A 24,806-nucleotide genomic window follows, 5' to 3' on the forward strand; every position below is an offset into this window, starting at 1 on the left:
CCGCCGCCGAATGGGGAACCGGTTTCGGGTTGACTGCGTCGGAGGGCGCAACAAGTCTTTGGTCATACGGGTGACCAGGGCGCCGATCGGGGAGCATTCGTGCCGGAGGACATTGCGGACAGTGAGCGGATGGTCGAGGACTGGAACCGGACCATCCAGGAACGGGCCGTCCGCTACCAGGCCATGGCCGAGCGCGTCGAGGAACTCTCGCTGGTCGAGGCTTCCGCCGACGGCGCGGTGCGGGTGACGATCTCCGCGCGTGGCATCCTGATCGACCTCCAGATCGCCGAAAGCGCTGCCACCAAACGGATGAGCGACGTGTCCGCCCAGGTGATGGCGACCGTGCGGCGGGCGCAGGCGCGCATCCCGGACCTGCTGCGCGAGGTCATGGAAGAGACCATCGGCACCACCGACCAGACCGCGAACAAGCTCCTCGACGACGCCCGCGCGCACTTCCCCGAGCAGGTCGACGAGGAACTCCCGCCGCAGCCCCCGTCCCGGACGCTGCGCCTCGACGTGGAAGACGACGAACCGGCGCCGCGGCGGCCCACCCAGCCGTACCGGCACCGGCGCGACGACTACGACGAAGACGACTTCGGCGGCGGCTCGATCCTGTCCTGATCGCCCCGCTTTCCCCGCACAGTCCCCGAAAGGCAACACCGTGACCCAGGGTGGGTTCGACATCGGCGCCGATCTCGGCGCGCACGCGGGGCAGCTCGACGGCTGCGTCGGCGAACTGCGGCGGGCGGTGGAGGCGGCCAACACCGTCAGCATGCCGACCGACGCCTACGGCATCCTCTGCCAGCCGTTCCGGATGCTGCTCGACCCGGTCGAGCAGTTCGGCATCGACGCGCTGTCCAAGGCGGTGGAGGCCATGGACACGGTCGCCACGCAGGTCAGGGAGACCGCGCGGGCCTATCAGTCCACAGAGGACGCGAACGTCTCGAACCTCAAGGCGGGTGACTAGATGCCCGAGGGGGACCTCGTCGTCAAGCCGCCGGAGGACCCGGACGGCCCCGGGTTCTTCACCGCGGGCAACGGCGACTACGGCTACGCGGGCGGCATCGGCATCGCCGAGTCCGCCATCGACTCGTACAACGGGATCAAGGACGGCAACTGGGTCGAGGGTGGGCTGGGCGTCCTGGGGTTCGCCGCCGAGGCCGCGGCCGCCGCGATCGACCCGTTCGGCTGGCTGCTGTCGTCGGCCGCGTCGTTCCTGATGGAGCACGTGCAGCCGCTCAAGGACATGCTGGACTCGCTGGCCGGTGACCCGCCGGTCATCCAGTCGTACGCGGGCACCTGGGACAACATCGCCAAGCTGCTGGACGAGACCAAGGTCAACTACGACAACACGGTCAAGAACGGCACCGCGGGCTGGACCGGCGCGGCGGCCGACGCCTACCGGCAGTCGTCGGCGGAGCAGAGCGAGGCCATCGGCGGCGCGTCGACCATCGCGGGCGCGGTCGGCACCGTCACCATGATCATGGGCGAGGTGGTGGCGTTCGTCCGCGAGACGGTGCGCGACCTGATCGCGGACCTGATCGGCAAGCTGATCTCCTGGGTCCTGGAGACGGTGTTCACCCTCGGCTTCGGCACCCCGGTGGTGGTCGCGCAGGCGGTCACCGCGATCGCCAAGTGGGCCACCAAGATCACCGACCTGCTGCGGCGGCTGCTCGGCACGATCCGCCGGGTGTCGCCGCTGCTGGGCAAGCTGGCGGACGTGCTGGCCAAGGTCATCAAGGTGCTGGCCAAGCTGGTGGGCAAGTTCACCGGCCTGGACGTGATCAACCCCAGGCACATCACCCCCGGCGGCTTCTTCCGACACGGCGACGGATCGCACGGCGGTGGGGGATCGCACGGGGGCGGCACCGGCGGCGGCTCGGGCGATGGCAACGGCGGTTCTGGGAGTGGCTCGGGCAACGGCAATGGCGGTTCGGGGAACGGCTCGGGCAATGGTTCTGGCAACGGCGATGGCGGTCCGGGCAATGGCTCCGGCGGCGATGGTGGCTCTGGGAACGGTTCCGGCGACGGCAGTGGCACCGGCTCGGGTAGCACCGGGTCCGGCTCTGGCACCGGTGGTTCGAACTCGGGTGTTTCCGGTTCGAGCGGGTCGAACCCAGGTGGCTCCGGCTCAGGCGGCTCCGGCTCCGGTGGTTCGAACCCGGGTGGTGCCAACCCGGACGGTTCGAACTCCGGTGGCTCCGGCTCAGGCGGGTCGAACCCGGGCGGCTCGGGCAACCCGTCCATAGGCGGCCCGAACAGTTCCTCGACGGGCGGTTCGCACTCCGGCCCCTCGACCGGTTCCGGCCCGTCCCACCCCTCCGGCACTCCCCGCGACATCGGTGACCCGGCGAACCCCAACATCCCGGCGCACTCCGCGAGCGCGGGCCCCTCCGCCTACTCGCCGGGCAACACCCCCCAGTCCCACCACACCCCCACCGACTCCTCCTACAGCGCCTCGGCGTCCACCCCTACCCTCGACGCCCCACCGGCCCGGAGCGACACGGCCCACCCCGCCACCAGCACCCCGCAATCCAGCCCCCTCACCGGAAACCCACCCCCAATGGGTTCTCCGAGCGGCGGCTCCCCCGGCGGCTCGCCCTCCTCCCGCCCCGGCGGCCCCACCCCCGGCGGCTCCGCGCCGGCGGGCTCCCCGAGCGGTCCCGGCTCCTCGGCCCGCCCCGGCCCACCCGCCGCCACAGGCAGCGCTCCCGCGAGCCGCCCGCTCGGTTCGAGCCCCAGTGGCTCGGCCCCCGCCGGCTCGCCGGGAGGTTCCGGCCCATCGACCCGCCCCGGCGGCCCTACCAGCCCTCCCGTGGGCGGTGCGCCCTCAAGCCGCAATCCCGGCTCGACCCCCGGCGGTTCCTCACCCGGCGGTTCCCCTTCGCGCGCCGGTGGCCCCGCAGGTTCACCCGCCGCAGGCAGCGGCGGCGTTCCTCCAGGGCGCTATTCCGGTTCGTCTCCCACTGGTTCCTCTCCCGGCGGCTCCCACTCGCCGGGCCGTTCCGGTGGCCCCCAGGGGAGCGGTGGCGTTCCTCCAGGTCGTCCCGGTTCGACTTCCGCTGGTTCTTCGCCCGGCGGTTCCCTCTCGCGTCCCGGTGGCTCGGCGGGTTCACCCGCCACGGGAAACGGTGGTGTTCCCTCAGGCCGCCATCCTGGTTCGACTTCGGGTGGTTCGTCGCCTGGCGGTTCGCACTCTCCTGCTCGTCCCGGTGGTCCTGAGGGTTCACCTGCTGCCGGGAATGGTGGTGTTCCCTCAGGCCGCCATCCTGGTTCGACTTCGGGTGGTTCGTCGCCTGGCGGTTCGCACCCGCCCGCCCGTCCTGGCGGCCCTGTGGGTTCACCCACCACAGGTAGCGGTGGTGTTCCTTCGAGTCGCCATCCTGGCTCGACGCCGGGAGGAGGTTCCGCTCAGCACCCCGGCGGTTCCGCGGGGCCCGGTGGTTCTCCGGGCCGTCCGGGGGGCTCGCCAGGCGGTCCCGCGCATCCAGGCGGTGCCCCGTCGGGTAGGCCCGGCGGCCCCACACCCGGCGCGCACAACGGGTCGCCCGGCGGCTCCCACCCGAACCGGCCCGGTGACCCGAACGGGTCCGGTAGGCGGCCCGGCGACCTGCCGGGCAACCAGCCGCACTCGGACCCGAGGTTGCCCCAGCAGCGCGGGCCGCACACGCCTGAGCACGGTGGTCACCCCGCGACCCCCAGTCCCCGTCAGCCTTCGGGGCCGGTGAGCCGGGGTGGGTACGCCTCCCCGGACACCCACCCCGCCGGTCGTCCGCACACCGCGCCGCCGCCGCACGGGTCCGCGCCGGGTCACGGCACGCCGCCCGGTCACGCGGGGCCGCCGAGTCACGCGGGGCCGCACGACGGAGCGGCGCCCCACCACGACAACGGGCCCAGCCACCATGACAACGGGCCCGGCCACCACGACAACGGGCCCGGTCACCACAGCCCCGACGCCGACTACAGCAGGCCCGGTCCCGACACCGTCCACCAGCGGCACGCGGAGAGCACGCCCTCCGGTACCTCCTACCACCGCGGCGATCCCGAGATGGGCGACCTCCCGCAGCGGGTGCGGCCGGACCCGGATGGTCGGTACACAGTGGACGTCCACGTCACCCCGGACGGCCGGGCCCGGGTCGGCGGGCACACCTACAGCCCGGAGGAGTTCGCCGACATCCTCCGCCGGGACCCCAACTACGACGGCAGGCCCATTCGGCTCATCGGGTGCGACGCGGGCTCCAACGACTTCGCCAACCGGCTGTCCAACGACCTGAACACGCCCGTCACCGCGCCCACCCGGCCCGCCTGGACCGACTCCGACGGCCGGGTCTTCTCCTCCGACTACGAGATCGGCCCGGACGGCAGGCCCCGCCCCAGGATCCCACCGAACGGCGAGTGGAACACCCACCACCCCGACGGCAGCACCACCAGGGCGGGCGACGACCCGTTCGCGCCCGGCACCCCCGACGCCGACCACCACGACCTCGACCCCGACGACTCCCGAGCCCGCGGCGACGGGGACGGGGACACGGCGGGCGACCAGCCGCAGACCGGGCCGCGCCCCGACGAGCGCTACGACCCGGTCCCGCGGCCGGAGCGGATCCCGAGGACCGATCCGCGCCACGACGAGCTGTTCGTCGACTGGGACCGGCCGAACCACGTGCCGGGAACCAACCCGCCACAACCCATCCGCACGCACGAGCCGCCCATCGAGGCGCCGCACCGGGATCGGCCCGCGGTGCCGGACGGCAACGCGCACCCCGACCGACTCCGGCCGGACGCCGACCCCAACCCGGTGCCCGTGCCGCTGCGCGGCCACGAACCGCTCCAACCGCACACGGCGTACCCGGTCCACAACCAGAACGGCACGACAACCACGTTCACCACCGACGGCGACGGCAACGTGCGGTGGGTCGAGGCCACCCCGGGCTCGCGTGACAACCGGGTCGAGGGGCACGGCGAGTGGAGCGGCTTCAACCCGGACCTCGGCTACCCCCTGCTGCCGGACGTCCAGTACCGGGTCCCCAACTTCAACAACGAGAACCTGAACCTCACCTTCCACACCGACAGCCACGGCCAGCCGGACGCGGTGACGGGCGACGTGCAGCACGGCGGTCAGAGCCCCGAGCACCGCGACGACGACAAGGAGCGCGGCGCCCAGCGCCGGGCGCAGATGGAGGGCGAGGCCGCGCACCCGACACCCCAGGACCCCGACCACGGTCTCAGCCCCGAGGAACTCGAGCGGACCCGGGTCAAGTACGCGGGCGGTCACCTGGTGGCCAACGAACTCGGCGGTCTGGGCGAGTACCTCAACATGCACCCGCAGATGGCCGCCTCCAACTCCGGCAACTACCGTGACGGCTGGGTGCACGACGCCAGTTGGCGCAAGATGGAGAAGGACCTCGGCGCCATCTCGCGCAGCGAGGGCCAGGACATCCGCAACTACCAGGTGCGGATGAACCGTGGTGCCGACGGGGTCCCGCCGTCCGTCGAGGTGCGGTGGCAGGAGGTCACCTACCGGTGCGGCCCGGACGGCAAACCGCTGACCGACGCCGACGGCAACAAGATCGTCGAATCGGTGGAGACCTACCAGCGCGACTTCCCGAACGAGGCAGGAGACCCGAACTATGGACCCCAGAACCGATTCGCGGGTCGCTGAGCTGCTCGCCACCGCGCACCGCGCGGTGGCGGCGGAGGCACCCATGGGCGCGGAGACGGTCGTCGTGCGGGTGATGGGCAACGCGCTCGCCTTCAACTACCAGCTGAAGGTCGTCGACGGCTGGGGCGGCGACGGCGGCGCGATGTACATGCCCGCCGAGGCCGCCGCGGCGGTCAAGGAACTCCGCCGGGTGATGTACCAGCCGGGTCGGGGCACGTGGTGCTCGATCGAGGTGGTGTTCCACCGCGGCGGGAAGGAGCCGGAGGTCTCGGTCAACTACGACGAGAACCCCGGCTGGAAGCCCGAACTGCACCCCACCTCGTTCAGCCGTGACCAGGAGCTCTTCCCACGCGCGGACGAGCACATCCCGGCCTGGCTGCGGGAACTCATCGACGAGGGCGCGGAACTGGAGCGACAGCACTTCGCCGAGTCGGCGGGCGATGAGCAGCGCTAGGCTGCCGCGCGAACCTGTGAGTGGTGAACAGACGTGGAGGGAACTACCGACATGACCGGGAATCAGCCGTTCGGGCCGGTCGAGCAGCAGGCGCTGGTGGCGGAGATCGCCGGGGAACTGGCCAAGGCCCTCCCCCAGGGGTGGGGCAGGTTGATCATCGACGCGCGGATGCTGGGCCGCCACAACGAGTTGGCCATCGGCCTGCGCCTGCTGGACGGTTCGTTCGACGACAGCTGGTCCTTGCCGGAGCCGATCTGGCACAAGTTCCAGGACCTGCGGTACGGCATGTACACCCCCGGGCTGGGCACGTGGCTGGAGTGTTCCTTCATCCTGGACCCTCCGATGCGGTTCCAGGTCAACTACAACCGCGACGAACCGCCGAAGTTCACCCGGCAGCCGACCAAGCAGGACTTCGAGACCGAGGCCCGCTGGCACCCGCGCGCCGACGAGCACACCCCCGACTGGCTGCGCGCCGGTCTCGAAGGCAGCGCCGAGTAGGTCGTCCGCGGGCAGTGGACTGTCCACAGTGTTCACCGGCTCCCGTCGAGCCGGGAGGGGAGAGGGAGTCCGGTGACCCAACCACCGTTGACCGCGGCGCAGCGGGATGACCTGGTCGACCGGGTGGCGCGGCTGCTCGGTTCCGTCGAACCCGGCGGGTGGCGGGCCGTCCGCGCCGAGTTGCGCGCGGCCGGGCAGCACGTCGAGGTCGACGTGGTGGTCACGGGGGTCGACGGGTTCACCCACTCCGTCCGGCCGCACCCCGAGGTCCCGCGGCTGCTCGGCCTGCTGCGGTCCGGCATGTACCAGCCGGGGCGCGGGACCTGGCTGACGGGCAGCGTCGAGGTCGACCCGGCGGGCGCGGTCCGGGTCGCCTTCGTGCTCGACGAGGAACCGCGCTGGCGGTCCGTGCCGCCCCCCGTGGGGTTCCAGGACGAGCTGAAATCCTTTCCCCGCAACGACAACTTCGTGCCGCCGTGGTGGCGCCACCGCGCGGGCCAAGGTCAAGCGGTCCAGGTTGAACAGTCCACTTCGGAGGAACCGAGGATGCCGAGGGTCTGGGACTCCCTGGACCCCGACGGCAGGCCGGTCGCCCGCCGGGAGCCGATCGCGACGGGGGAGCGGTCCGCGCTCATCGCCTACCTCGAGCAGGCGCCCGTGGTGCTCGCCGCGCGCAGCTACGACCAGGACGCCTTCGACCCGGGCCGCGAGCCGCGCGTGCCGCTGACCTTCCACACCGACGGCACCTGGGTGTGGCCCGGGGCCGTCGCCTACTACCTGCGCGAGCACGGGTTGCCGCCGGAGCCCGGGTTCACCGCGCACATCCGGGCCAACCGGTACGCCGTGCCCGAGGTCGACGAGGCGGCCAGGCAGCGGGCCGTCGCCGAGGTGACGGGCGGGTAACACCGTCACGCGCGGTGGACCGGTGACGGAGATGCGACACCGGGTGCGTCCGAATGGGCGGTGTTGCGGGTCCCGCGTTGCCGCGCCCACAAGTTGATCGCTCATCATGGGGGGCCGACGACCGGCGGGAAGGGGGACGCGCGACGGTGCCGGCCGGATGAGGCGAGGAGTGAACGTGCCGTCGAGTGGGAAGGACGCCGCGCCGGTGGCGGCGGTCATGCGGTGCTTCGACGACCTGCGCGTCGAGTTGTCCGCGCCGCTGCTGGCGGTGCTGCTCGACCGCACCGAGGCCGACACCGCGGCCGCGCTGGACACCCTGTGGCGCGCGGGCGCCCTGACCAGCCCCACCCCGGGCTGGTACCGGCCCACCGCCCCCTGGGACGAACTCCCCGCCCCCGCCGAGGAGGGTCCCGCGCGGCGGCGGCTGGTCGAGCACCTCGTGACCGGTGACCTCACCGCGCGGGAGGTCACCGCGCACCGGCCGCTGCTGCTCGCCGCGCTCGCCGCGACCGACGCCGATCCGGACCTGTGCGCGCTCGTCCGGCGGCTCTGGGACACCACGTCCGGGTCCGGCTTGGCGCACGACCCGGCCTGGCGGGCCGCGCTGATGGCCGCCGGGGAGCGGGCCGCGCGGGCCTGGGGCAACCGGGCCGCGCTCGCCGTGCTGCTCGACCGGTCGGCGCGGGTCGCGGTGGCGGAGGGCGACGACATCGTGGCCGAGTCGCAGTACGTCCGCGCCCTGGAGCTGTGGCACGACCTGGCCGACGAACCGCACGTCATCGCCACGCTCAACGCCCTGGTCGGGCTGTTCCGCGCGGCGGGCCGCTGGCACCGGGCGCTGGACGCGGCCTTCGAGCTGCTCGCCGAGCACCGCAGGCACGAGCAGGGCGCGGCCGTCGCCGCCACCCTGGGCTTGCTCGGCGAGCTGATGGTCGGCGCGGGCCGCCCCGACGCGGGGACGCACTACCTGGAGCAGGCCGACGCCGCGTTCGCCGAGTACCCGTCCCGCGAGCACGCCGAGCTGCTGCTGGTCCTGGGCAGGCAGCACTGGTCGGCGGGTGCCTTCCCCCGGGCCCGCCGCGCGTTCCACCGCGCCCTCGCCGTGCTCGTCGACGCCGACGACGCCCGCGCCGAGGAGGTCCGCCGCCTGCTGCGCACCCCGGACGGCGTGCCGCTGCCGGTCACCTAGCGCCTGGCGGCGCTCAGATGGGGTTCGGGGCGGTCGGGTCGTCGAGGCGGGGGTCGGTGAGGCTCAGCTGGCGGACCAGCACCGGGCTGAAGTAGACCTTCCCGTAGCCGCCCAGGCTTTCCAGGACGCCCGCGTCCACGAGGCGGCCGCAGACGTCGTTGGCGTTCTTGTTGGAGATGCCGTGGATCTCGGCTATCTGGCGGTGGTTGGTGACCGGGGTCGCCAGCAGGCCGTTGAAGACCTTGCGGATGTTGCCCGTGCGGCGCTTGAGCTTCGGCTCCAGGTCCTGGTGGGTCTGCCGCAGGGTGCGGATCAGCGCCAGCTCGTCCCGGCAGACCTCGGCCACCCCGGCGGCGAAGAAGGCGATCCACGGTTCGTACTCGCCCGTGTCCGCCACGCGGCGGACCTGCGCGCGGTAGGCGGTGAGGTTGCGGTTGATCCACGTGGAGATGGGCAGCACCTGGCCGCGCAGCACGCGCGAGCGGGTCAGCTCCAGGCCGACGTAGAGGCGGGCGATGTGGCCGTTGCCGTAGCGGAAGGGGCGCAGCACCTCCAACAGGTAGGTGCCGAGCGCGACCTTGGCCAGCACCGTCAGGTCCGACTCGGCCGCCGACCAGGTGACGAACTGCTCGAAGGCCACCTTGGTCTCCACCCCGGGCGGGCTGGCCAGCAGGAACGCCTCGGTGCCGCCGAGCCACGCGTGGTCGGTGCGCCAGACGTCGGTGGTGCCGGTGTCGGCGAACGCGGCGGCGACCTCCGACATCAGCTCGCCGTCGATGTCCGCGCCCGCGCGCAGGGCGGCGAAACCGGTGTCGCTGGCCCGCAGGTACCGGCTGACCTTCGGGGTGACCTTGTTGCCCGGCTTGACCCCGGGCAGCAGCGAGACCAGCACCTCCAGCAGCGCCGCGCTGATCCCGTCCAGCTGCGCGGAGAGCTGCACCTCCCGCACCTGGGTGGACCGCACCAGCGGCGAGAGCGTGGCCAGCCGCGCGGCGGCCTCGTCGAGGCGCCCCAGCATCTCCTGGCCGTCGGCGAGCAACCGGTAGGTGCGTTGCGAGAGGTCCAGTTCCGACGGCAGCGGCCACGGCGTGAACGCGCCCTCGGCGCGCAGCCGGGGCGGGAGGCGGTCCCCCTCGCCGTCGCGGACGGCAGACCATCTGCCGCCCGCGGATGGCTTCGTCATTGACATGCGGGCCAGCTTCCAAGACACGGCTTGATTTCCACAAACGGTAAAATCTTGGCTTCCAAGATCAATGTCCGAAGAATGTCCGCTCGGCGGCTAAGCTGTCCACCGGGTGGTGGCAATCGCCGGTGAGCGCGGAACGCGCAGCTCACCCGGGTGGTGAGTGTCCCCCAAGGCCCCTAAGGAGGGTCAACCGGAGGTCGGACGCGGTTCACCTCCGTACCTCCTGGACCAGGTGACGACCCTTCCGGGGTGATTCGGCGGTGCCGGGTTCACTCGAAAGTGTTAATGGTTTTCCGCCACCGCCGGGCGCGAATAGTCCATTCGGTGTCCACATAGCAGCGGAAACCCGACGGCGTGGTCCGGAGTCGACACCGCGGCTATAACCACGAGTTACACAAAGGCCTTCGGAAATGGCGGCGGTCAGTAGCCGCGGCGGAGACTTCCGCAGTCTGGCTGAAGTGGTTCGCGCCCGACGGCGACGGCAGTCCCGAGAGGTGGTCGACCACGGGTGCCCGACGGCCGCGGCCCGTGGCCGCGGGCAGGGCGAGCGTGCGGTCCTCCGTGGTGAAGCGCGGCACCACCGGGTTGGTGGACACCACCTCCGTGGGGCCGACCTGCCGGAGCGCGAACCGGATCGGCGCCCGCGGGCGGGGACCGGCAGTCGGCGAACCGGTCGGGCGCCGCCGCGGCGGGCACCACGCCGAGCAGGACGAAGGCTGCGGTGACGGCGGCCACGGGGCGGATTCTCATGTGCCGCACGCTATTGCCGGGGACCCGTTGGCGGCATCGGGGATACCACCCAACAGTTCCCCCATGGATCCCCGAACGCCCTTTGGGCGCCGGGACCGCGAGCCGTGGATCACCGTCGCCGGAGGGCCGAGCCGACCACGACCGCCGTTGCCGCCGCGAGCAGGGCGTTGACCCGGATCGCCGCGGTGACACCGGAAAGCACGGTGGCCGCGGTCTCGGCGCCCGAGCTGTGGACGTTCGCGGTGACGACCGCGCTCATCACCGGGATGCCGAGGGTGATGCCGACCTGCTGGCTGGTGGTCGCCAACCCGGTGGCCAGGCCCTGCTCGTGGTCGGGCAGGCCGGACGTCGCGGTCGTCATGAACCCCACGATCGCCACCAGGTTGGCCACGCCGCCCGCGAAGGTGGCGACCAGCAGCGGGACCACCATCGCGGTCGTCGGGCCCAGCAGCACCAGCGGCAGAGTCGCCGCCGCCTGGGCGCTCAGCCCCACGACGATCGCGCGGGTGGCGCCGAGGCGGGCGATCACGCGTGGCGCCAGCGCGCCGCCCAGGACCGTGCCGACGCCGAGGGCGGCGAAGGACAGGCCCGCGGCCAGTGGGCTGAAGCCCAGTACCTCCTGCAGGTAGAGCGTCAGCAGGAACACGAGGGATGTCTCAGTGGCGAACGCCAGCAGGCCCGCCAGGTTGCCCCAGCCGACCGTCCGTCGACGCAGGAACGACACCGGTACCAGCGGCTCGGCCACCCGGCGCTCGACCACCGGGAACAGTCCCAGCAGCGCCGCGCCCAGCACCAGCGCGACCAGCGCGGTCGGGTCGGCCCAGCCGCGCCCACCCGCCGTCGTCAGGCCGAACACCAGCGCGAGCAGGCCGAGCGTGACGGTGATCGCGCCCGGCACGTCCAGCCGGGGCCGCGCGCCGGAACGCGTGCCCGCCGGCACCCACGGTGCCGCCAGGAGCACCGCCGCCGCGATGGGGACGTTGAGGAAGAGCGCCCACCGCCAGCTCAGCAGGTCCGTGAGCAGCCCGCCCAACACCGCGCCGGTGGTGAACCCGGCGGCCATCAGGGCGCCGTTGAGTCCCAGTGCCCGGTCGCGTTCGGCGCCCTCGGGGAAGGTGGTGGTCAGCAGCGACAACGCCGCCGGGGTGACCGCCGCGGCGGCCAGGCCTTGCGCGACCCGGGCGGCCAGCAGCGCGGTCGGGGACGTGGCCAGGCCGCCGACGAGCGAACCGGTGCCCAGCAGCGCCATGCCCGACAGGAACAGCCGCCGTCGGCCCAGCAGGTCCGCCAGCCGACCGAACAGCGGGGTGAACCCGGCCGCGCACAGGGCGAACGCCGTCGCCACCCACTGGAGCCCGTCGAGGGTGAACCCGACGTCGGCGCCGATGGCGGGCAGCGCCACGTTGAGGATGGAGAAGTCGACCGCGAGCGTGAAACCGGCGGTGAGCAGCACGACGAGTACCAGCCGCCGCCGTGTCGTGGTAGGCACGACCGAGACCATGGGGGTGTCCTTTCCGGGGAGCGATCCGTCGGCACCGACGATCACCCCGCGCCCACCTGGCAGCCAGCACCCCACCCCGCCTGGCCCCACGGGTGCCAGGCTCCTGCCTGCCTGGCACTGGCGTGCCTGGTACCGGCAGGGACAGGCACCCGTCGCCGTCGCGCGGACAGCATGTGGGCATGGCTGTGACATGGCCTCGGCCGCGCCGAGGCAGGAAACACCGTGAGATCGCGCCGAATCGGGAGGGAAGAGATCGGCTGACGGGCGATCCCGCCGCCCCGGCGGAGCCGGGGCAGAGGACGCTGTCGGCTGCTCTGCTAGCGCTGGCGATCGGGGCGTTCGGGATCGGGACCACCGAGTTCGTCATCGTCGGGCTACTGCCCGATGTGGCCTTGGACCTCGGGGTCAGCATTCCGTCGGCGGGACTCTTGGTCTCCGGCTACGCGCTCAGTGTCGTGGTGGGGGCGCCGTTGGTGACCGCGTTGGGGGCGCGGTTGCCGCGCAAGGCCTTGCTGGTCGGGTTGATGGTGGTGTTCATCCTCGGCAACGTCGTGTGCGCGGTGGCCGCGGACTACCCCGTGCTCATGGTCGGCCGCGCGGTGGCCGCCCTGTGCCACGGCGCGTTCTTCGGGATCGGGTCGGTGGTGGCCGCCGCGGTGGTGGCGCCGCACCGGCAGGCGGCGGCCATCGCGCTGATGTTCAGCGGGTTGACCGCGGCCAACGTGCTGGGGGTGCCGATGGGCACCCTGCTCGGCCAGCACCTGGGTTGGCGGTCCACGTTCTGGGCCGTGTCGGCGCTGGGGGTCGTCGGTGTGCTCGGGGTCGCGCTGCTGGTGCCGCGCCAACCCCGGCCGGAAACCGGGCTGCGCAGGGAACTCGCCGTCTTCCGCCGCCCGGCCGTGTGGTTGGCGCTGGCGGTCACGACCTTCGGCTTCGGCGGCGTGTTCGCCGCGTTCACCTACCTGGCGCCGATGATGACCGAGGTGTCCGGGTTCGGCGCCGGTGCGGTCGGCTGGCTGCTGGTCCTGTTCGGCGTCGGGTCCTGCGTGGGCAACGTGCTCGGCGGTCGCGCCGCCGACCGCGCGCTGCTGCCGACCACGTACGCGACGCTGGGGCTGCTCGCGGTCGTCCTCGTCCTGTTCGCCGTCACCGTCGGCGCGCCGTTCACCGCCGCGGTGACCATCGCTCTACTCGGGACGGTGGGGTTCGCCACGGTGCCCGCGTTGCAGATGCGCGTCATGCGCGCCGCCGACGGCGCGCCCGCGCTGGCGTCGGCGGCCAACATCGCCGCGTTCAACCTGGGCAACGCGCTGGGGGCGTGGCTCGGCGGGGTGGTCGTGGACGCGGGCCTCGGCTGGCGGGCGCCGAACCTGGTCGGCGCCGGGCTCTCGGTGCTCGGGTTGGCCGCCGCGCTCTGGTCCGGTGCGCTGGACCGCCGCCGCGCGCCGGGGACACCGGTCGACCGCGTGCCGGTGGGCTGAGGCCGTCGTGCTCCGGGCCCGCGCGGGCCCGGAGCCGCCCCCGTGTCGAGAACCTGGCATGTTCCGCGATGTGAGAAGCTGGTCCGAGTATCTGGGAGTGTCGGAGTTGTTCCCCCGCAAGGGGAATACCAGGATCTCATCCACACTGTGAGACGCGCAGGTGGGCCGGGGATCAGCCGTTAGCGTGAAGCGCGAGGTTCGCAGGCACGCAGGAGGCTCGGTCGTGGTAACTCGTCCCGTACGTACACTCGGATTCGGCGCTCTGGCCTTGGTCCTGCTCACCGGTTGCGGGGCGCAGGCCACCGCGGGTGGTGGGGGCGACGCGGGGACACCCCGCGTGGGCGGCACGCTCCGGCTCGGCATCTCGTCCAACCCGGACTGCGTCGACCCGCAGCAGTGGGGCACCAACGCGTCCCTCAACGTCAGCCGCCAGCTCGTCGACTCGCTGACCGACCAGGACCCGGCGGACGGCGCCATCAAGCCGTGGTTGGCCGAGCGCTGGGAGGTCAACGCGGACTCCACCGCGTTCACCTTCCACCTCCGCGACGGCGCCACCTTCTCCGACGGCACACCGGTCGACGCCGCAGCGGTCAAGGCGAGCTTCGACGGCGCCAGGGCGCTGGGCCCCAAGGCCGCGCTCGTGGCGGGATACCTGGCCGCCTACAGGGGTTCCACGGTCGTCGACCCGCGGACCGTGCGCATCGACTTCACCGCACCCAGCGCCCAGTTCCTCCAGGCGTCCTCGACGATGACGCTCGGCGTCCTGGCACCCGCTGCGTACAACAAGACCCCGGAGCAGCGCTGCCAGGGCGACGGGCTGATCGGCTCCGGCCCGTTCGTCTTCGAGAGCTACAAGCAGAACCAGCAGGTCGTGCTCGTCAAGCGCAAGGGCTACAACTGGGGTTCGCCGCTGTGGAAGCACACCGGCGAGGCCTACCTCGACCGCGTCGAGTACCGGATCGTGCCCGAACCCGGGGTGCGCAGCGGGTCGCTGGCCAGCGGCCAGCTCGACGCGATCACCGACGTGCAGCCGGTCGACGAGCCGCAGTTCGCGGGCAACGGCTTCACCGAACCCGTGCGCCCCAACCCCGGCATCGTCTTCAACCTCACCGCCAACACCACGCGCGGCGTGCTGACCGACCCCAAGGTGCGGCAGGCGGTCGCCAAGGGCGTCAACCGCCAAGAGGTCGTCGACACCGTCCTCACCAAGAACTACAAGGCCGCCACGAGCGTCCTGGGCTCCGCCACACCGCTGCACACCGACCTCGCGGGCCTGCTGGCCTACGACCCGGCGGGCGCGGGCGCGTTGCTGGACGCCGCGGGGTGGCGGCCGGGGCCGGACGGCATCCGGGTCAAGGACGGGCAGCGGCTGTCGGCCGCCGTGGTGTTCTCCGCGGTGTTCAACCAGAACCAGAGCGCATTGGAGCTGATCCAGCAGCAGCTGCGCAAGATCGGGTTCGACCTGCGCATCGAGCTGAAGACCACCGCCGAGAGCACCCAGATCCAGCTCAGCGGCGAGTACGACTTCATCTGGTTCAACGTCACCCGCGCCGACCCGGACATCCTGCGCCAGACGTACTCCACCAAGGCGGGCAACCGCAGCAAGTTGACCGCGGGCAACCCGCTCGACGCGGCGCTGGAGAAGCAGGCGGCCACCACCGACCGCGCGGTGCGCGAGCCCGCCGCCGCCGAGGCGCAGCGGATCATCGTCGAGCAGGGCTACTCGATCCCGGTGTTCGAGCTGACCCAGGTGTGGGGGCTCGGGCCCAAGGCGCACGCGCTCGAGTTCGAGGCGTCCTCCCGGCTGCGGCTCTACGACGCCTGGGTCGCGGAGTGAGGGCGGCGGGGGTGACCCGCCGCCTGCTCCAGGCGGTGGCGGTGATCTGGGCCGCGTTCACGCTGTCCTTCGTGATCCTCTACCTGCTCCCCGGCGACGCCGCGCTCAACCGGCTCGGCGCCGCCGAGGGCGGGATCACCGCCACCCCCGCCGAAGTGGCCGCGGTCCGCGCCGAGTACGGACTGGACGACCCGCTGGTCGTGCAGTACGGCAAGCGGTTGTGGGCCGCGACCCACGGTGATTTCGGCAAGTCGGTCATGACCGGTGACGACGCCACGGGCCTGGTGTTCGACGCGCTCCCGTCGACGCTGGAGATCGCCGCCGCCGGGCTCGTGCTGGCGGTGCTGTTCGGCGGCGGTCTCGCCGTCCTCGGCACCTACACCCGGCACCGCTGGCTGGGGAACCTGCTGCTGTCCCTGCCGCCGCTGGGCGTCTCGTTGCCGCAGTTCTGGGTCGGGCTGGTGCTGATCCAGATCTTCTCGTTCCAGCTGCGGCTGCTGCCCGCGCTGGGCACGGACGGGTTCGCGGCGCTGATCCTGCCCGGGATCACCATCGGGCTGCCGACGGGCGCGATCATCGGGCAGGTGCTGGCCAAGAGCCTGCGCACGCAGCTCGCCGAGCCGTACGTGGAGATCGTCCTGGCGAAGGGGGCGAGCCGGGCTCGGGTCCACTTCGGACACGCGCTGCGCAACGCGGCGCTGCCCGCGCTCACACTGGTCGGTGTGGTGGCGGGCAACCTGCTGGCGGGCACGGTGGTGACCGAGACGCTGTTCTCCCGCGACGGGATCGGCAGGCTCACCGCGTTCGCCGTCAACTCGCAGGACATCCCGGTGGTGCAGGCGGTGATCGTGCTCTCCGCGTTCTTCTTCGTCACCATCAACCTCGTCGTCGACCTGATCTACCCGCTGCTCGACCCCCGGCTCGCGGGCCGGGTCACGCGGAAGGCGGTGGCCGCCGGTGCCTGACACGCGCACGCGGACGCGAACCCTGGTGCGCAGCCCCGGGTTGCTGGTCTCCTACGCCGTCCTGGTGTTCGCCCTCCTCGCCGCCGTCGCGCCTGGCCTGTTCACCGACCAGGACCCGATCGCCGGTGTGCCCGCCGAGCGGCTGCGGGGGCCGGGCGCGGCCCACCTGTTCGGCACGGACGAGACCGGGCGCGACGTGTTCGCCCGGGTCGTGCACGGCGCCGCGCTGTCGTTGTGGGCCACGCTGTTGGCCGTGCTGGTGTCGCTGGTCGCGGGGTCGGCGCTGGGGCTGCTCGCGGGCTTCCGCGGCGGCTGGTTGGACTCGCTGGTCATGCGGTTCGTGGACGTGTTGCAGGCCGTGCCGTCGATCCTGCTGTCGCTCGCGCTGGTCACCGCGCTCGGCTTCGGCACCACGAACGTGGCCATCGCGGTCGGTGTGTCGAACCTGGCGGTCTTCGCCCGCCTGATGCGGTCCGAGGTGCTGCGCGTGCGGACCGGTGTGTTCGTGGAGGCCGCGCGGGCTTCCGGCGTGCGGTGGCGCGGCGTGCTGGGCAGGCACGTGCTGCCGAACTCGCTGGGACCGGTGCTGGTGCTGGCCACCGTCACGCTGGGCGTGGCGGTGCTGGAGGTGTCCGCGTTGAGCTTCCTCGGGTTCGGCGCGACACCGCCGACGCCGGAGTGGGGTTCGCTGGTGGCGGGTGGTCGCGGTTTCCTGGCCACCGCGTGGTGGATGACGACGTTCCCGGGACTGACGGTGGCCGCGGTCGTGCTGGCCACCAACCGCGTGTCCCGGGCGCTGGACGAACGGGGCGAGGCGTGAGCGCACTGCTGGAGATCCGCGACCTGGCGGTGTCCTACCACACCCGGACCGGTGTCGTCCGCGCCGTGCGGTCGGCCTCGCTCACCGTCGAGAGTGGACAGATCGTGGCCGTGGTCGGCGAGTCCGGGTCGGGCAAGAGCACCACCGCCCACGCGGCCATCGGCCTGCTGCCGCGCGGCGGCCGGATCGAGGCGGGCGCGGTGCGCTTCGACGGCCGCGACCTGACGCGGCTGGGGGAGAAGCAGTGGCGGTCGGTGCGCGGCGCGGGCATCGCCCTGGTGCCGCAGGACCCGACGGTGTCGTTGGACCCGGTGAAGCGGGTGGGGGAGCAGGTCGCGGAAGTCCTGCTGATCCACGGACTGGCGACCCGGCGCACGGCCCCCGAACTGGCCGTGGCGCTGCTGGGCCGCGCGGGTATCGCGGAGGCGGCGGCGCGGGCGCGCCAGTACCCGCACGAGCTGTCCGGGGGACTGCGGCAGCGCGTGCTCATCGCCATCGCGCTGGCGGGGGAGCCGAGGCTGATCATCGCGGACGAGCCGACCAGCGCGCTGGACGTGACCGTGCAGCGCGAGATCCTCGACCACCTGGCCCACCTGGCGGCGGAGTCGGGTACCGCGGTCCTGCTCATCACCCACGACCTCGGCATCGCCGCCGACCGCGCGTCCCACGTCGTGGTGATGTCGGAAGGCGAGGTCGTGGAACAGGGACCCACGGCCGCGGTGCTCGACGCCCCCACCCAGCCCTACACCCGCGCGCTCCTCGCGGCGGCGCCGAGCCTGGCACGGGAACCACTGCGCCCGCGCCGCGAGCCGGGACCGGAGGTCCTGGTGGAAGTCAAGGGTTTGCGCAAGACATTCACGCTGGGTCGAAACCGGACGGGGCCGCGCGAGGTCCGCGCCGTCGACGACGTCTCCTTCACCCTGACCCGGGGGCGCACGCTGGCGCTGGTCGGCGAGTCGGGTTCGGGCAAGACCACGACCGCGCGGATGGTGGTGGGACTGGAGGCCCCGACCGCGGGCACGGTCACCTTCGACGGCCACGAATTGTCCACAATGGGCGACAGTCGCCTCCGCGCGCTGCGGCGCCGGTTCCAGTTGGTGTACCAGAACCCCTACGCGTCCCTGAACCCGCGCTTCAGCGTCGAGGAGGTCGTCACCGAACCGCTGCGCGCCTTCAAGGTCGACAGTCGGGCCGGTCGCCGCGCACGGGCGGCCGAACTGCTGGACCAGGTGGCGCTCCCAGTGTCCACCCTGGCGCGCAAGCCCGCCGAACTGTCGGGCGGACAACGCCAACGCGTGGCGATCGCGCGCGCCCTGGCACTGCGCCCCGACCTGGTGGTGTGCGACGAGCCGGTCTCCGCGCTCGACGTCTCGGTCCAGGCGCAGATCCTGGAGCTGCTGGTACGACTGCAAAGCGAGCACGGGCTGACCTACCTGTTCATCACCCACGACCTCGCGGTCGTGCGCGAGATCGCCGACCAGGTGCTGGTCATGCGCCACGGTCGGGCCGTGGAATCGGGGCAAGCGGACCGGGTGCTCGCCGCGCCCGCCCACCCCTACACCGCCGAGCTGCTCGCCGCGATTCCGGGAGCGGACCGCGTCCCCCTTGGCTGAGCTACAGGTTTTCTCCAGGTTTCGGCCGCGGTGGCGGCCGGACCTGGAGGGATCGTGGAGGTTTTCTGGAGGGTCCCCCGGCAACGTTGTCCCCACGCCACCGAGCACGGCGGCGGGAACAACGAAGGGACACTCCGATGAGGACCAAGGTGAAGCTGGCGACGTCCGGCCTCCTGCTCGCGGTACTGGCTGGAATCGCGAACGGCGGCCTCGCTCACGCCCAGCCGGACGTGGTCTCCGGTGGCGGTGAGGCGAACATCAGCGCCGCGGGCGCGCTCCAGTCGCAGCTCGCGGCAACGGCGACAGTCACCCGGAGCGAGGTGCTGGCCCGGGCGGCGTCGTGGAACGGCGTCCCCTACAGCCAGACCTCCCACCACCCGACCCCGTACGGCACCTACCGCCAGGACTGCTCGGGCTTCGTGTCGATGACCTGGGGTGTGCCCGCCGGGAGCACCGGCGGTACCAACACCGTCGGGCTCACCGGCCTGGGCACGGTGATCCCGAAGAACGACCTCAAGCCGGGCGACGCCCTCATCGACGCCCTGGGCGACAACAACACCCGGCACGTGGTGCTGTTCGAGAAGTGGGTCGACGCGAGCCGCACCAGCTACTGGGGCTACGAGCAGTCCGGTCCGAACGGCAGCCTCGGCGCCAAACACCACGTGGTCCCCTACCCCTACTTCGGTTCGGGGGCCGACTACCGGCCCTACCGCTACGACAACATCGTTGATGACGTCGTGCTGCCCGCCGGCGCGTCCCTCTCCGGGGACAGCAAGGCCGACATCGCGACCGTGCTGCCCAACGGTGATGTGAAGGCGTGGCGGAACGGTCGCGGTCTGACTCCTTCGCCGTGGGACGCGGAGGCGACCATCGCCACCGGTTTCGCCGACGACAACCTGTTCTGCCCGGACTTGGATGGTGACGGTCGCAAGGACATCGCGGTTGTTCTGGCGAATGGTGATGTGAAGGCGTGGCACAACGGTCGCGGTATCACGCCGTCCCCGTGGGACGGGGAGGCGACGATCGCCACTGGTTTCGCCAAGGACAACCTGTTCTTCGCCGACATCGACGGTGACCGGAAGGACGACATCATCACGGTTCTGGCGAACGGTGATGTGAAGGTGTGGCACAACGGTCGCGGTATCACCCCATCCCCGTGGGATGGCGAGGCGACGATCGCCACTGGTTTCGCCAAGGACAACCTGTTCTTCGCCGACATCGACGGTGACGGCAAGGATGACATCGCCACCGTGATGCCCAACGGTGACGTGAAGGTGTGGCACAACGGTCGCGGTATCACGCCGTCCCCGTGGGACGGGGAGGCGACGATCGCCACTGGCTTCAGCAAGGACAACCTGTTCTTCGCCAACGTCGACGGTGACGGCAAGGATGACATCGCCACGGTTCTGGCCAACGGTGACGTCAAGGTCTGGCACAACGGTCGCGGCATCACCCCGTCCCCGTGGGACGGGGAGGCGACGATCGCCACCGGCTTCACCGAGGACAACCTGCACTTCGCCTAGTCACCGAGGAACCGCGCGGGATGGGTCGCCGACCAGGCGGCCCACCCCGCGGTCGTCGCAGGGTGGTACTCACGGGGTGCGGCAGCCGCGCGCGGCGCGGGTGACACTGGTGGCATGGACACGGAACTGGGGTCTTTCCTCCGCACCCGCCGGGCCTGCCTCACCCCCGCCGAGGTGGGGTTGACCTCGTACGGCGCCCGTCGCGTACCCGGTCTGCGCCGCGAGGAACTGGCCCAGCTCGCGGGGGTCAGCGCGACCTACTACACCCGCCTCGAACAGGGGCAGAGCCAGAACGCCTCCGACGACGTCCTCGACGCCATCGCGCGGGCGCTGCGGCTCAACGAGGACGAGAGCAGTCACCTGCGGGCCCTGGCGCGCCCGACGCGCAAGGGGCGGAAACCGGCGCCGCGCACCGAGTCCGCCCGGCCCGCGCTGACCCACCTGATCGGCGCCATGAGCGGGGTCGCCGCGGTCGTCCTGGACCGGCGCAGCGACATCCTGGCCTGGAACCCCCTGGCCCACCGGCTGCTGGCCGGGCACTGCGCGGCGGACAGCCCCGCGTCCCCGGCCACGCGCCCCAACCAGACCCGCATGCTGTTCCTCGACGAGCACACCCGCGACCTCTACGCCGAGTGGGACCACGAGGCCAAGCGCGCGGTGGCGGCGCTGCGGCTGCTGGCCGGGCAGCACCCGAACGACCGGCACCTGGCGGAGTTGGTGGGGGAGCTGTGCGTGAAGAGCACCGAGTTCTCCGCCCTGTGGTCGCGCCACCCGGTGCTCAACTGCACCTTCGGCACCAAGCACTTCGCCCACCCCGCGGTGGGCCCGCTGGAGCTGCACTTCGAGGTCCTGCACACCCCGGACAACTCGGCCCAGCGCGTCCTCGTCTACAGCGCCGAGCCGGACACCGCCTCCGAGGCCGCGCTCGGCCTGCTGGCCGCCGACCCGATGCGGGACCACGCCGCTAGATGAGCAAGTCCCCGCCGGTCCGGCTACAACAAGCGGCTGCGCGCCGCCGTGCCGCTGCTCAAGCGGATGATCCGGGTTCCTCGCGGCCGACACCGACCTGTGGGCCGATAACACCTGGGTGGTCGATTCCACCCCGGTGGAGTGCGGGCGTTCCCGGGAGACCGCGACGCGCTCGGAGTTGGCGGGGTGGGCCGGATACGGGTATTGCGCCAGCCACTCCCGGTTCTTCTGGCCTGCGCCTGCACCTGATCACCATCCCCGCCGGACTCCCGATCACCAGTTGGACCTCGAACACCTCGGTGGTCGCAGCATCGACGGAATCACCACCCGCGTCGCCCAACGCATCCTCGCCCTCACCGCCGCGATCTGGCACAACAGGACCACCGGACAACCCGCCACCCGATCCCTCACCGCCTACGACCACTGAACCAGCTAGGACTTGCTCATCTAGGTGACCAGGTGCGGCCAGGCCGTGATCGCGGTGTCGACGACGGCGGCCAGGTCGGCCGCGGTGTAGCCGTCCTTGGCCTGGGTCGACATGCCGTAGATCAGGCTCAGGTAGAACGACGCGACGGCCCGGGCATCCACGTGCTCGGCCACCTCGCCGGTCCGCTTCGCGCGCTCCAGCCGGGCGGTGAGCATCTCGCGGTCCCGGTTCCGCATCTGCGCCAGCAGGTCGCGGACGGCGTCGTTGTCGGCGCTGGTGTTGGTCGCGGCCATCACGACCATGCAGCCGCGCGGCCGGTCGACACGCGTGTACCCGTCCGCGCGGTCCCGTAGCCAGCTCTCGAAGGTCTCGCGGGCCGTCGGCAGGTCGCAGAACCCCTCGGTGCCGCTGCCGCTGCTGTACAGCGCGACGGCCTCGCGGAACAGCTGCTCCTTGCTCCCGAACGCGGTGTAGAGGCTGCGCGTCCCGATGCCCATCGCCGCGGTCAGGTCCGTGATCGAGACCGCCTCGTAGCCGCGGTCCCAGAACAGCCGCATGGCGGTGCGCAGCGCGGCGTCGCGGTCGAACGCCCGGGGGCGACCCGGTCCCGGCATGTGACCTCCTCCGCGCTGTCGTTGACGCTCGGATGCTACCCGTGATACCTAATTGTGTAGCGTTCGATGCACAAATAACCGGAGGTCGCAATGAGCTTGGCAGGGCGGGTCGCGCTGGTCACCGGGGGTGGCCGGGGGATCGGGGCCGCCGTCGCGCGGGGGTTGGCCGCGGCGGGCGCCGATGTCGCGATCACCTACAACTCGGGGGCCGAGGCCGCCGCGGCGGTCGCCGACGAGATCACCGCGCTGGGCCGCCGGAGCCTGGTGCTCAAGGCGGCGGCCCGCGAGCGCGGCGCCGTCGCGGACGCGGTGCGGCGGGTGGCCGAGGAGTTCGGGCGGCTGGACATCCTCGTCAACAACGCGGGCGTCTACCACGCGATCGACATCGCCGAGACGACCGAGGAGTTGTTCGACGAGGTCGTCGACGTCAACGTGCGGGCCGTGTTCACCGCCACCCAGGCCGCCGTTCCGCTGCTGCCCGACGGCGGCCGGATCATCACCATCGGCAGCAACCTCGCCGACCGGGTGCCGTGGCCGGGCCAGAGCCTGTACGCGATGAGCAAGTCCGCGCTCTCCGGCTTCACCCGGGGCGTAGCGCGGGATCTGGGACCGCGCCGCATCACGGTCAACCTCGTGCAGCCGGGGTCGACCGACACCGACATGAACCCCGCCGGCAGTGACCACGCGGTGGGACAGGTCGCGGTGAGTGCGCTGGGCTACTACGGCGCACCGGAAGACATCGCCGCCACCGTCACCCATCTCGCGGGCGACGGTGGTCGGCACGTGACCGGCTCGGTAATCACGATTGACGGCGGTCAAGCGGCGTAGACGTCAGCCACCCTGGGCGGGCGGTTGCACCATGCGGTAGCCAAGGCTGGTGAACAAGCCATTGAGCATGGCCACGGTGTTCTTCTGGGCGCGTTCGGCCAGGTTCGAGCGCTGCGCCGCCTCGGCGATCCGCTTCTCCGCCGCCATGTAGAACTCGCGCTGGTCGGTCGGGGCGCTCACCAGGTCGCCGAGTTGGTCGAAGAGGCCGCGGTCCTGGCGGTAGACGTAGCTGCGCGAGTTGTCCAGGTTCGGCTTGCTCAGCTGCGGCGCGGGCAGCTTCACCTGCACCGTCTTCTGCTCCTGGTTGACGGTGATCGCGTCACCGGCCAGGCCGCGGAAGTCGATGAACGCGTCGATGCTGCCCGCCGCGACGAACAGCGTGCGCTCACCGGCGATCTCGGCGGGCACGTACCGCACGTCCTTCTCGATGTCCACGACCACCTGGTAGTCGCCCGCGGCGGCGTGGTACTCGCTGAGGTCGCGAACCGCCTGCAACACCGCGGGTTGGCTGCGGTCGACGGTGTCCGTGCCGAACGACGGCAGCAACCCGGCCACACCGAGGCCCACCACCGCCGTGACCACCACGGCCAGGCCGACCGCCACGATCCCGATCCACTTCCTGCGCACGGCGCTCACTCCGTTCGTCGCCACTCCTCACCCGGGAGGTACCACCGGCGCCCGCCGTCCTCCCAAGTCGCCGCCGAACAGGTGTTCACACTAGGCCGAACGGGTCAACCGAGGAGGATCGCGTCCGCCAGCACGAGCGGCCGCCAGGACTCCGCGCCGGTGCGGCCGTGACCGGGGTCGACGCCGATGAACCGCCTGCCGCCGACCCGGACGCGCACGTGCCGGGACTCCCAGTCGACCTGGGCGCGGTTGCGGATCCGGCCCTCGCAGTGCCAGGTCCGGTCGCGGAAGCGCACGACCGTCGAGTGGCCGTGGATCTGGCCGAAGGGCACCACACCCGCGTACCCCATCCACGGCTCGTGCAGCGCCGCGCCGGACTCGGCCCACAGTGGACCGGACGCCGGGTCGCGACCGTGGTCGCCCTCGCGCCCGATCAGCGCGGGCCTGGCGTTGAGCGCCGCGGCCGCGTCCGCCGCGGCGCTGGGCTCGCCGAGTTCCCGCCAGCACCGGAGCGTCAGACCGGCGTGGCACACCAGGAAATCCTCGTCGCCCACCCGCACCGCGGCGGCCACGCGCAGCAGGCCCGTCGCCCACCACTCCCGCAGCCGCCGCACACCCGCGTCCGCGAGCGGCTCGCGGGTGAAGACCGTGCCGCCTTCGAGGTACTGGGCCTCGTGGTTGCCGGTCAGCTGGACCCATCCCGGGTCGCGGGCCAGCCGCTCGACGAGGTCGAGCGCCCCGAGGCTGTCCGGGCCCCGGTCGACCAGGTCGCCGACCTGGATCACCGTGAGGTCGGCCGGGAGCCGGTCGCCCCGCGCGCCGAGGTCGTCCAGCGCCCGCCGCAGCTGGTCCGGATGTCCGCCCACGTCCCCGATGACCGCGATGCGCGTCATGTCCCCTCCTCCGACCACGACCCACGATACGCACCTGGATCGTCCACTTCGGATGATCGCGGGTTCGGG

21 protein-coding genes are annotated in these 24,806 nt (G+C 72.1%); 16 read left to right on the forward strand and 5 right to left on the reverse strand.

Annotated elements, in window-relative coordinates:
- Positions 1–99: 99 nt before the first annotated feature.
- From V5P93_RS10475 to V5P93_RS10505, 7 genes are all read left to right on the forward strand, one after another.
- The gene (locus tag V5P93_RS10475; protein WP_245931722.1) at positions 100–621 is read left to right on the forward strand and encodes a YbaB/EbfC family nucleoid-associated protein; all 522 of its coding nucleotides are present in this window, start codon (positions 100–102) and stop codon (positions 619–621) included.
- Between the two features lie 40 nt (positions 622–661).
- Positions 662–967: a type VII secretion target gene (locus V5P93_RS10480; RefSeq protein WP_104482917.1), complete on the forward strand. Its 306-nt coding sequence runs from the start codon at positions 662–664 to the stop codon at positions 965–967.
- On the forward strand, positions 968–5,659 hold the full coding sequence (locus V5P93_RS10485) for a DNA/RNA non-specific endonuclease (protein WP_181043890.1): 4,692 nt from the start codon (positions 968–970) through the stop codon (positions 5,657–5,659). It begins immediately after the preceding gene.
- On the forward strand, positions 5,628–6,113 hold the full coding sequence (locus V5P93_RS10490; protein ID WP_104482913.1) for a hypothetical protein: 486 nt from the start codon (positions 5,628–5,630) through the stop codon (positions 6,111–6,113). Before V5P93_RS10485 ends, V5P93_RS10490 begins: the two co-directional genes overlap by 32 nt.
- Positions 6,114–6,164: 51 nt before the next feature.
- Positions 6,165–6,611 (forward strand): hypothetical protein, encoded by a 447-nt coding sequence (locus tag V5P93_RS10495; RefSeq protein WP_104482912.1) that lies wholly within the window; start codon positions 6,165–6,167, stop codon positions 6,609–6,611.
- Positions 6,612–6,683: 72 nt separating this feature from the next.
- On the forward strand, positions 6,684–7,514 hold the full coding sequence (locus V5P93_RS10500) for a ferredoxin (RefSeq protein WP_104482911.1): 831 nt from the start codon (positions 6,684–6,686) through the stop codon (positions 7,512–7,514).
- 175 nt (positions 7,515–7,689) lie between these two features.
- Entirely contained in the window at positions 7,690–8,703 is a 1,014-nt protein-coding gene (locus V5P93_RS10505) for a hypothetical protein (RefSeq protein ID WP_146108349.1), read from the forward strand.
- A gap of 13 nt (positions 8,704–8,716) precedes the next feature.
- On the opposite strand, the gene V5P93_RS10510 is transcribed toward V5P93_RS10505, so the two are convergent.
- Positions 8,717–9,892, reverse strand: a complete 1,176-nt coding sequence (locus V5P93_RS10510) for a Fic family protein (protein ID WP_104482909.1) — start codon at positions 9,890–9,892, stop codon at positions 8,717–8,719.
- A gap of 856 nt (positions 9,893–10,748) precedes the next feature.
- Positions 10,749–12,128, reverse strand: coding sequence for an MFS transporter (locus tag V5P93_RS10515; protein ID WP_245931721.1), 1,380 nt, complete (start codon positions 12,126–12,128; stop codon positions 10,749–10,751).
- A 314-nt stretch (positions 12,129–12,442) separates the two neighbouring features.
- Here V5P93_RS10515 and V5P93_RS10520 point away from each other — a divergent pair, with 314 nt between their 5' ends.
- The 8 genes from V5P93_RS10520 to V5P93_RS10555 all read left to right on the forward strand — a co-directional run bounded on the left by V5P93_RS10520 (position 12,443) and on the right by V5P93_RS10555 (position 21,775).
- Positions 12,443–13,621 (forward strand): MFS transporter, encoded by a 1,179-nt coding sequence (locus V5P93_RS10520; protein WP_104482940.1) that lies wholly within the window; start codon positions 12,443–12,445, stop codon positions 13,619–13,621.
- 337 nt (positions 13,622–13,958) lie between these two features.
- Positions 13,959–15,458: an ABC transporter substrate-binding protein gene (locus V5P93_RS10525; RefSeq protein WP_245931720.1), complete on the forward strand. Its 1,500-nt coding sequence runs from the start codon at positions 13,959–13,961 to the stop codon at positions 15,456–15,458.
- Between the two features lie 11 nt (positions 15,459–15,469).
- Entirely contained in the window at positions 15,470–16,423 is a 954-nt protein-coding gene (locus V5P93_RS10530; RefSeq protein ID WP_245931719.1) for an ABC transporter permease, read from the forward strand.
- A complete protein-coding gene (locus V5P93_RS10535) occupies positions 16,416–17,243 on the forward strand; it encodes an ABC transporter permease (RefSeq protein ID WP_104482906.1) in 828 nt (275 codons plus the stop codon). Before V5P93_RS10530 ends, V5P93_RS10535 begins: the two co-directional genes overlap by 8 nt.
- Entirely contained in the window at positions 17,240–18,856 is a 1,617-nt protein-coding gene (locus tag V5P93_RS10540; protein WP_104482905.1) for an ABC transporter ATP-binding protein, read from the forward strand. Before V5P93_RS10535 ends, V5P93_RS10540 begins: the two co-directional genes overlap by 4 nt.
- 137 nt (positions 18,857–18,993) lie before the next feature.
- Positions 18,994–20,379: an FG-GAP-like repeat-containing protein gene (locus V5P93_RS10545; RefSeq protein WP_104482904.1), complete on the forward strand. Its 1,386-nt coding sequence runs from the start codon at positions 18,994–18,996 to the stop codon at positions 20,377–20,379.
- A gap of 114 nt (positions 20,380–20,493) precedes the next feature.
- Positions 20,494–21,351: a helix-turn-helix domain-containing protein gene (locus V5P93_RS10550; RefSeq protein WP_104482903.1), complete on the forward strand. Its 858-nt coding sequence runs from the start codon at positions 20,494–20,496 to the stop codon at positions 21,349–21,351.
- Between the two features lie 277 nt (positions 21,352–21,628).
- The gene (locus tag V5P93_RS10555; RefSeq protein ID WP_245931718.1) at positions 21,629–21,775 is read left to right on the forward strand and encodes a hypothetical protein; all 147 of its coding nucleotides are present in this window, start codon (positions 21,629–21,631) and stop codon (positions 21,773–21,775) included.
- Positions 21,776–21,795: 20 nt separating this feature from the next.
- Here V5P93_RS10555 and V5P93_RS10560 read toward each other — a convergent pair whose 3' ends face one another.
- Positions 21,796–22,389 carry a TetR/AcrR family transcriptional regulator gene (locus V5P93_RS10560; protein ID WP_104482902.1) on the reverse strand — a complete coding sequence of 198 codons (594 nt, stop codon included), beginning with the start codon at positions 22,387–22,389 and terminating at the stop codon, positions 21,796–21,798.
- Positions 22,390–22,479: 90 nt separating this feature from the next.
- On the opposite strand from V5P93_RS10560, the gene V5P93_RS10565 reads away from it, so the two are divergent.
- Positions 22,480–23,217: an SDR family oxidoreductase gene (locus V5P93_RS10565; protein ID WP_104482901.1), complete on the forward strand. Its 738-nt coding sequence runs from the start codon at positions 22,480–22,482 to the stop codon at positions 23,215–23,217.
- Between the two features lie 3 nt (positions 23,218–23,220).
- On the opposite strand, the gene V5P93_RS10570 is transcribed toward V5P93_RS10565, so the two are convergent.
- Both V5P93_RS10570 and V5P93_RS10575 read right to left on the reverse strand, forming a co-directional pair.
- Positions 23,221–23,844: a DUF4230 domain-containing protein gene (locus tag V5P93_RS10570; protein ID WP_104482939.1), complete on the reverse strand. Its 624-nt coding sequence runs from the start codon at positions 23,842–23,844 to the stop codon at positions 23,221–23,223.
- Positions 23,845–23,948: 104 nt separating this feature from the next.
- Positions 23,949–24,737: a metallophosphoesterase gene (locus V5P93_RS10575; protein WP_104482900.1), complete on the reverse strand. Its 789-nt coding sequence runs from the start codon at positions 24,735–24,737 to the stop codon at positions 23,949–23,951.
- Positions 24,738–24,806 lie beyond the last annotated feature (69 nt).

It is taken from the genome of Actinokineospora auranticolor (genome assembly GCF_041897805.1).
Taxonomy (GTDB): Bacteria; Actinomycetota; Actinomycetes; order Mycobacteriales; family Pseudonocardiaceae; genus Actinokineospora; species Actinokineospora auranticolor.

Excerpts from the sequence above, each read along its gene's own strand:
- V5P93_RS10495 (WP_104482912.1), top strand. The coding sequence starts at position 6,165 with ATGACCGGGAATCAGCCGTTCGGGCCGGTCGAGCAGCAGGCGCTGGTG.
- V5P93_RS10575 (WP_104482900.1), bottom strand. The coding sequence starts at position 24,737 with ATGACGCGCATCGCGGTCATCGGGGACGTGGGCGGACATCCGGACCAG.
- V5P93_RS10565 (WP_104482901.1), top strand. The coding sequence starts at position 22,480 with ATGAGCTTGGCAGGGCGGGTCGCGCTGGTCACCGGGGGTGGCCGGGGG.
- V5P93_RS10550 (WP_104482903.1), top strand. The coding sequence starts at position 20,494 with ATGGACACGGAACTGGGGTCTTTCCTCCGCACCCGCCGGGCCTGCCTC.
- V5P93_RS10545 (WP_104482904.1), top strand. The coding sequence starts at position 18,994 with ATGAGGACCAAGGTGAAGCTGGCGACGTCCGGCCTCCTGCTCGCGGTA.
- V5P93_RS10510 (WP_104482909.1), bottom strand. The coding sequence starts at position 9,892 with ATGTCAATGACGAAGCCATCCGCGGGCGGCAGATGGTCTGCCGTCCGC.
- V5P93_RS10485 (WP_181043890.1), top strand. The coding sequence starts at position 968 with ATGCCCGAGGGGGACCTCGTCGTCAAGCCGCCGGAGGACCCGGACGGC.
- V5P93_RS10490 (WP_104482913.1), top strand. The coding sequence starts at position 5,628 with ATGGACCCCAGAACCGATTCGCGGGTCGCTGAGCTGCTCGCCACCGCG.
- V5P93_RS10560 (WP_104482902.1), bottom strand. The coding sequence starts at position 22,389 with ATGCCGGGACCGGGTCGCCCCCGGGCGTTCGACCGCGACGCCGCGCTG.